This window comes from Janthinobacterium sp. GW822-FHT07A03, from assembly GCF_058798815.1.
In genome coordinates this window covers 52,518-59,238 of sequence record NZ_JBXAKW010000017.1, presented here as the reverse complement: position 1 = coordinate 59,238, position 6,721 = coordinate 52,518, and the positions used below count along the sequence as shown (strand labels likewise).

General features: G+C 67.7%; 5 protein-coding genes and 1 tRNA gene. 1 reads left to right on the top strand and 5 read right to left on the bottom strand.

Annotated elements, in window-relative coordinates:
* The 4 genes from AC1RJW_RS28850 to AC1RJW_RS28835 all read right to left on the bottom strand — a co-directional run bounded on the left by AC1RJW_RS28850 (position 1) and on the right by AC1RJW_RS28835 (position 2,485).
* Positions 1–77, bottom strand: a tRNA-Met gene (locus AC1RJW_RS28850).
* Between the two features lie 46 nt (positions 78–123).
* The gene (locus AC1RJW_RS28845) at positions 124–1,302 is read right to left on the bottom strand and encodes a methyltransferase (RefSeq protein WP_493047965.1); all 1,179 of its coding nucleotides are present in this window, start codon (positions 1,300–1,302) and stop codon (positions 124–126) included.
* A 58-nt stretch (positions 1,303–1,360) separates the two neighbouring features.
* Positions 1,361–2,215, bottom strand: a complete 855-nt coding sequence (locus AC1RJW_RS28840; RefSeq protein ID WP_493047964.1) for a hypothetical protein — start codon at positions 2,213–2,215, stop codon at positions 1,361–1,363.
* A gap of 60 nt (positions 2,216–2,275) precedes the next feature.
* Positions 2,276–2,485, bottom strand: coding sequence for a hypothetical protein (locus tag AC1RJW_RS28835; RefSeq protein WP_034755039.1), 210 nt, complete (start codon positions 2,483–2,485; stop codon positions 2,276–2,278).
* 178 nt (positions 2,486–2,663) lie between these two features.
* On the opposite strand from AC1RJW_RS28835, the gene AC1RJW_RS28830 reads away from it, so the two are divergent.
* Complete coding sequence (locus AC1RJW_RS28830) at positions 2,664–2,831, top strand: hypothetical protein (RefSeq protein ID WP_493047963.1); 168 nt, start codon at positions 2,664–2,666, stop codon at positions 2,829–2,831.
* Positions 2,832–2,960: 129 nt separating this feature from the next.
* Here the strand turns inward: AC1RJW_RS28830 and AC1RJW_RS28825 are convergent, their stop codons facing one another.
* On the bottom strand, positions 2,961–6,719 hold the full coding sequence (locus AC1RJW_RS28825; protein ID WP_493047962.1) for an AAA family ATPase: 3,759 nt from the start codon (positions 6,717–6,719) through the stop codon (positions 2,961–2,963).
* Positions 6,720–6,721: the final 2 nt, after the last annotated feature.

The following is a 6,721-nucleotide window of genomic DNA, read 5'->3' as shown; positions in this document are numbered from 1 at the left end:
TGGTTGCGGGGACAGGATTTGAACCTGTGACCTTCGGGTTATGAGCCCGACGAGCTGCCAGACTGCTCCACCCCGCAGGCGAATTATAGCGGGGTTTGCTGCAATGCGCAATGGCTGACTCGATTACGCCGCCGCCAGACGCCACAGCGAGGTGATTTCCTGCGAGCGGGCCGCGTGCAGGCTGTCGGTGGCGTCCTGCGCGCGCGGGTGCGTGGGTTTCACGTCCAGGCGGTCGACGACTTTCAAGCCCGCTTGCGCTATCCATTCCAGCAATTGCGCGCGCGGGCGCAGGCCCAGGTGCTCGGCCAGGTCCGACAGGATCAGCCAGCCTTCGCCGGACGGCTCCAGGTGCCGGGCCAGGCCGGCGAGGAAGCCGCGCAGCATGCGGCTGTCCGGATCGTAGACGGCGTATTCGATCGGCGAGCTTGGTCGGGCCGGCAGCCATGGCGGATTGCACACGACGAGCGGCGCGCGGCCGGCGGGGAACAGGTCGGCCTGCACCACGTCGACCTTGTCGATCAAGTCGAGGCGGGCCAGGTTTTCGCGCGCGCAGGACAGGGCGCGCGGGTCCTGGTCGGTGGCGACGATGCGCTTGACGCCGCGCTGCGCCAGCACGGCGGCCAGCACGCCCGTGCCGGTGCCGATGTCGAAGGCCAGGCTGGCGCGCGCGGGCAGCGGCGCTTCCGCCACCAGGCCCACGTACTCGCCGCGGATGGGCGCGAACACGCCGTAGTGCGGGTGGATGCGCTGGCCCAGGGCCGGCAGTTCCACGCCCGTGCGGCGCCATTCGTGCGCGCCGATCAGGCCCAGCAGTTCGCGCAGCGAAGCGACGAACGCCTCCTCGCCGCGGCCGTATGCTTCATTGCACGCCAGTTTCACGTCCGGCGCGCGGCGCAGCGGGATCGTGTAGTCGGCATCGAAAGGCAGCAGCAGCATGGCCAGGGTGCGGGCGCGCTGCGACTGCGCCTGGCGGTGCAGATGGAAGGCTTCCATGGCCGATGGTTCGGGTTTCGCCAGCTTGGCGGCCTTGGCCTTCTTGCTGGGTTTGTCGTTCTTGTGGTCGGCGCGCCGCGCCAGCGCCTGCAGCAGCTGGCGCGCGTTCTGGAAGTCGCCGCGCCACAGCATGGCCGTGCCTTCGCAGGCCAGGCGGTAAGCCTGGTCGGCCGTCGTGCGGTCATCGGCGATGACGACGCGCTTGGGCGGCGGCATGCCGCTTTCCGAGCGCCAGCGGGCCGAATGCTCGGCGCCGTTTTCGCTCCAGTGGATCTGCGGATGAACGGTAGGGGAAGAAGTGTCGGACATGGATTTCAATCGATAGAAGGGGGCGCGCGGCATGGTCGCCTGCGCAGGCCGTCTTCCATTATACGTCGCTGGCCGTGCTCTTAGCAGTGTCCGTGCCATAGGCGAGTGCCAGCGCGCGGGCGCGCGCCTGGTCTTCCGGCGTCGTTTCCACGGCTTTCTTGTCGGCTTTGACCGCCGCGTCCGGCTGCACCAGCTTGAGCAAACGCAAGCTCAGGCTGCCCGCCAGGTCGCCATCGTTGCCGCTGGCGCTGGCGCCGTCGGATTTGTCCTGATAGAGATTGCTTTGCAATTGCTGGCCCAGCAGCTGGAACAGGTCGTGCAGATTGCCGCCGAAGTGTGTGGCGGGCAACTCCCTGGCGGGCAGGGCGGCGTCATCGGATGATGTGGCTTCCGGCGTTTCACCTTGCGTTTGCTCAAGGACGCCCGCGCTGATGTTCGATTGATATTGCACTTCCACTTCGAAGTCGAAGGTTTGCCCATCGGCCGTGGTGATCTTGCCCTTGCCGATGAAATGGGCGTTTTCATCGAGGCTGAAAGCGGCCGCGCTGCTGCTGCCTTTGGTGCCCGAGACGCTGGCGCTGCCGTTGCTGAAGCGGGAGCCGGCTTGCAAATCGACGGCATCGAAGGCGACGGTGGCGCCGTCGCCGAACAGCTGACGTGTCATGTTGCCAAGAAAATCCTGCGCCACGTCGACGGTGGCGTTGCCCAGCGCATCGGTCCGTTGCGACAGTCCCTTGGCCGACAGGTCCAGGCCATTCTTCGACAGGGCCACCACGTCTTGCGCCGTGCGCTGCATCAGGGGCGAAGCGGCCAGGCCGGCCGTGCCGGCGCCCGTTTTAGGCGGCGTTTGCCCTGCCAGGGTATTGGCGGCGGGCTTGCGCGAGCCGGGAACGAGGGCGGGAAGCTGGGACATGAACAAATTCCGAATGAGTAAGTACTCAGTTAACGGCAGCCGTGCCCCATACTTTAACCATTAGTGGTGGTGCGACCAGCTACCGTCTGCCGACTCCAGGTAGGACTTGACGGCATCGGCCTGGCCCGTGGCGTGGCGCTTGAGCTCTCCGCATGCGCAAATGCCCTGATACGGCTGGATATGCGAGCAGGCGGAGACTTTTTGCAGGTAGACCTGCATGGATTTGTGACATTTTACGCACTTGAAGGTGAGGCTGCGGGCGGCTTTCATGGGTTTCCTTGAACTGTTGCGGGGCGTAGCGGGTAGTTACGCGAAGGCGGCGATTTTAACGCACTCCGTCCATCGTTACACGTTGTTGCATCTGCGCCACGCGCAGGTCAACTGAATCCGCGCCATGACGTTGAACGTATATAGGAGGTCGTCTGACCGCCATTGAAGAGGTAGCACCATGGACAAGCATGACAAGGAAAAGCCTGTACAGCCCGCCAAGGAGCTGGTCAGGAAGTGGTTGAAAGCGGAGCTGGAACAGCGCCGGCCCCCGCCCGATCCCGAGCAGATCCGCCGCGAACTGGGCTGGGATATGCTCAAGCTGTGCCGGGAGCCGGCCAGCCGCTAGCGGTTTACAACGCCTGACAAAACCGTAGCGAGCGGAAGTGGGTTGTGGTTGAGACGCGGAACTGTGCGAATGCACAGTGAGCATCGGAAACCGCGACCCGCGACGCGCAGTAGGTTTTGACAGGTGTTCTTAGCGCACCATCACCACGCTCTTACCGCCTGAACCGGGCTGCACGAGAATACGGGTGGCGATGCGCTCCGTCATTTCCTGTACGTGCGAGATGACACCCACCTTGCGGCCCATCGCTTGCAGGCCGTCGAGCGCATCCATGGCCACGCGCAGGGTTTCCGTATCGAGGCTGCCGAAGCCCTCGTCGATGAACAGCGACTCCACGCGCACCCGGTTCGAGGACAGCGAGGCCAGGCCCAGCGCCAGGGCCAGCGAGACGAGGAACGATTCGCCGCCCGACAGCGAGTGCACGGAGCGCAGCTCGCCGCCCATGTCCTGGTCGCGCACCATCAGGCCCAGCGACGGATTGTTCGGGTTGTCGATGCGTTCCAGTTGATAACGGCGCGCCAGATGCTGCAAATGCGCATTTGCATAGCCGAGCAGCACTTCCAGGGTGAATTGCTGCGCGTAGTTGCGGAATTTCTTGCCGTCAGCCGAACCGATCAGTTCATTCAGGCTGGCCCAGCGCCGCTCGATGACGGCTTGCGCCTCGATTTGCGCCAGCATCGCTTGCGCGCCCTGGCGCCGCGCGTCGTCCTGCGCAATCGCCAGGCGCAGCCGCGTCGCTTCCTGGTTGGCCGCCTGGCGTTCCAGCAGCAGCGCGTCGAGCGCATCCTGCAGCACCGCCTCGTCCATTTCCAGTGCCTCCGGCGGTTGTTGCACATGCGCGGCCAGCTGCAGTCGGCGTTCGGCCAGCACGGAGACGGCCGCCGTGTGGCGATCGGCGATCATTTGCAGGGCCTCTCGTTCGGCGCGCATGGCTTCCGGCGCGATGGCCAGATGCACGCGCAAGGCATCCATGTCCGCGGGCGCATGGGCCGGATGGGCATCCTGGAACTGGCGCAGCCAGTCGTGCAGGGCGGCGCTGGCGCCGTGTTCCTGTTCACGCAAGGCGGCCAGGCGCTGCGACAGCTGCGCGCACGCTTCGTCCAGGCGCGTGCGCTGCTGGCTGGCCGATTGCGCCGCCGTTTGCTGCTGCGCGAGCAGCTCCCTGGCCGCCGCGATGGCGCCTGCCAGCGCGCGCTCGACCTCGGCCACGCTCCGGCCCTGCCATAGCGCGTGGCGTTCCGCCTGCATTGCCGTGCGCTGCTTGTCGGCGGCGGCAAAGACGGCGTGGGCTTCCTGTGCCGCTTGCTGCGCCTTGGCGGCGGCCAGCTGTGCCGCTTCCAGCTGCGCGGCCAGGGTCGCCAGCGCGTGGCCGCGGTGGTCCTGGTCCGCCTGCTGTTTCAGCCATTGCCGGCTTTCCGTTTCGCGGGCCGCGCGGAAGGCGGCCGGGCCGGCGCGCCAGCTGTCTTTCCAGTCCTCGGCGCCGTCGGCGTCGGCGAACGCGCCATCGAGCTGCGCCAGCAAGACATCGAGCGCGGCGCGCGCCATCTCGCCCTTGTCGGCGTTGCCCGCTTGCTGCGCCTGCAGCTGCGCCAGCCGCGCCTGCGCCTCGGCGACGGTGCTTGTGCAGCGCGCGTGCTCGCTCGACGCCAGTTCATGCGCCGCCTGCGCCTGCTCGCGCCGCGCACCGGCCTGGCGCAGCGCCGTTTCCTGCTGCGCCAGCGCCTGCAAACCGGCCGCATTGGCCGCCAGCTGCTGCGCGAACCAGTCCGCGCGTTGGTTTTCGGGCGGCAGCTGCAAGGTATCGGCATGCGGCTGCCACTGCGCGAGCAAGCTGTCGATGGCGGGCGGCAGGGCCGCCAGTTCGGCCTCCGTTTGCGCCTGCTCGCGCGCCGTTGCGGCCAGCGCCGCCTTGTGCGTGGCCAGCTGCTCCAGATTGCCGCGCGCCTGCGTGCGGCAAGCCAGCACCTCATCCTGCAAACTGGCCAGCATCGCCTGCAAGGCATGATCGGCGTGGCTGTACGGGTGTTCCAGCGCGCCGCAGACGGGGCAGGGCTGCTCTTCCTGCAAATTGGCGCGCAGCTGCTCGACGCTGGCCGCGCACGCCGCTTCCGCGCCTTTCAAGGATTTTTCCGCCTGCGCCAGGCGCGCTTCCAGCAGCGCCGTTTGCGCCGCTTCCGCCGCCAACGCTATACTTTCCGTTTGCGCGGCCTGCGCCAGCTGGGCCGCCCTCGCTTGCCAGTGCGCCAGCGCCTGCTGCTGGCGCGCCAGTTCGCTCCAGGTCTTTTCCGCGCTGGTCAACATGCGCGCGTGCGCCTCCAGCTGGCCGCGCTGTTCCTGCAGCCTCTGGCCATCGATGGCTTGCATGGTCGCTTGCGCCGCGCGCCGTTCTGTATCGCGTGCCGCCAGCACGGCCGCGGCACTGGCCAGCGCCGCTTGCGCCGCCTGCGTGGCGTCCAAGGTCTGGCGCAGCTGCTGTCTTGACTCGGCCATGCTGGCGTCGGCCGCATCGGCTTGCGCGGCCGCCTGGCCGGCCTGGGCAAACAATTGATCCCACAACTGCCACGATTGCGCCAGCGCCTGCCACTGCTGGTGCGATGCCAGCCATTGGCGGCCCGCTTCCTGTTCCGCCTGCGCGGCATGCTGGCGCTGCTGCAGCGCGTGCAGCGCGGCGCGCGCCGCCTCGTTGGCCTGGTCGGCGGCCAGGGCGCCAGCTTGCGCGTGGCGATGCGCGGGCATGTGCGCCGCAATGCCCGCGTCGAGCGCCTTGGCTCGGTCGAGCAGGGGCGCCGCGTCGCGCTGCGCCGCTTCCCGGGCCAGCAAGGCCGCTGCCGCCTGCTGCACGGCCGTCGCCAGCTGCGCCTCGCTGGCGACGGCCTGCGCCGCCTGCGCGCGCGACGCTTCCAGCGCGGCGCCTGTGCCAGCGATGTCGCCGGCCAGGCGCGCCACATCGTCGATCAGGGGCCGCGCCGGCTGCAGCAATTCCCATTGCGCCAGCGCCGCGCGGCGTTCCTCCGCGGCGGCCCGTTCGGCATCGGCGCCGTCCAGCGCTTCCTGCGCGGCCGCCACCTGAGTTTGCAGCTTGTGCGTCTCCTGGTGCCAGCGCTGCTGCAATTCCAGCACGGCCTTGCGCAGGTCGATGGTTTGCAGGGCGGTTTCGGCCGCGCCGCTTGACGATTCGGTCTCGCTGCGCTCTTCCGGCGACAGCGGCCGCTGGTCGGCCAGTTTTTCGCCCAGCCGTTCGAGCACCTGCTTTTCCTTTTTCGCCCGCTCGAAGGCGCGCATGGAAATGTCCGTATAGATGCTGCTGCCCGTCAGGGTTTCCAGCAATTCGCCCCGTTCATTGTCTTCCGTCTTGAGGAAGGTGGAAAACTCGTTTTGCGCCAGCAGCACGGCGCGCGTAAACTGGTCGAAGGACAGGCCGATGCGCTTTTCGATCTCTTCCTTCACTTCCGTCTTGGTGCCGCCGATGGGCTGCAGCGCGGGCAGCTGGTGCAAGCTCATGGCGGTCGCCTGCAGCGCCCCTTCGGCCTTGGTGCGCGAGCGGCGCACGCTCCAGCGCGCGCGGTAGTGACCGCCGTCGTTGCCGACGAAGTCCACCTGCGCGTAGCCGTCCGGCGTGCCGCGGCGCAGCAGGGTGCGCGTATCCTGCGCGTTGACGGTTTCCTTGCCCACGTCGGGCAGGGCGCTGCCCCGGCCCAGCACCTTCAACAGGCGCGGCGTGGCGTCGTACAGGGCCAGGCACAGGGCGTCGAGCAGGGTGCTCTTGCCCGCGCCCGTGGGCCCGCTGATGGCGAACAGCCCGCTTGACGCCAGCGGTTCCTGCTGGAAGTCGACTTCAAATTCGCCGGCCAGCGAAGCCAGGTTCTTGCCGCTGATTTTCAGTATTTTCATGG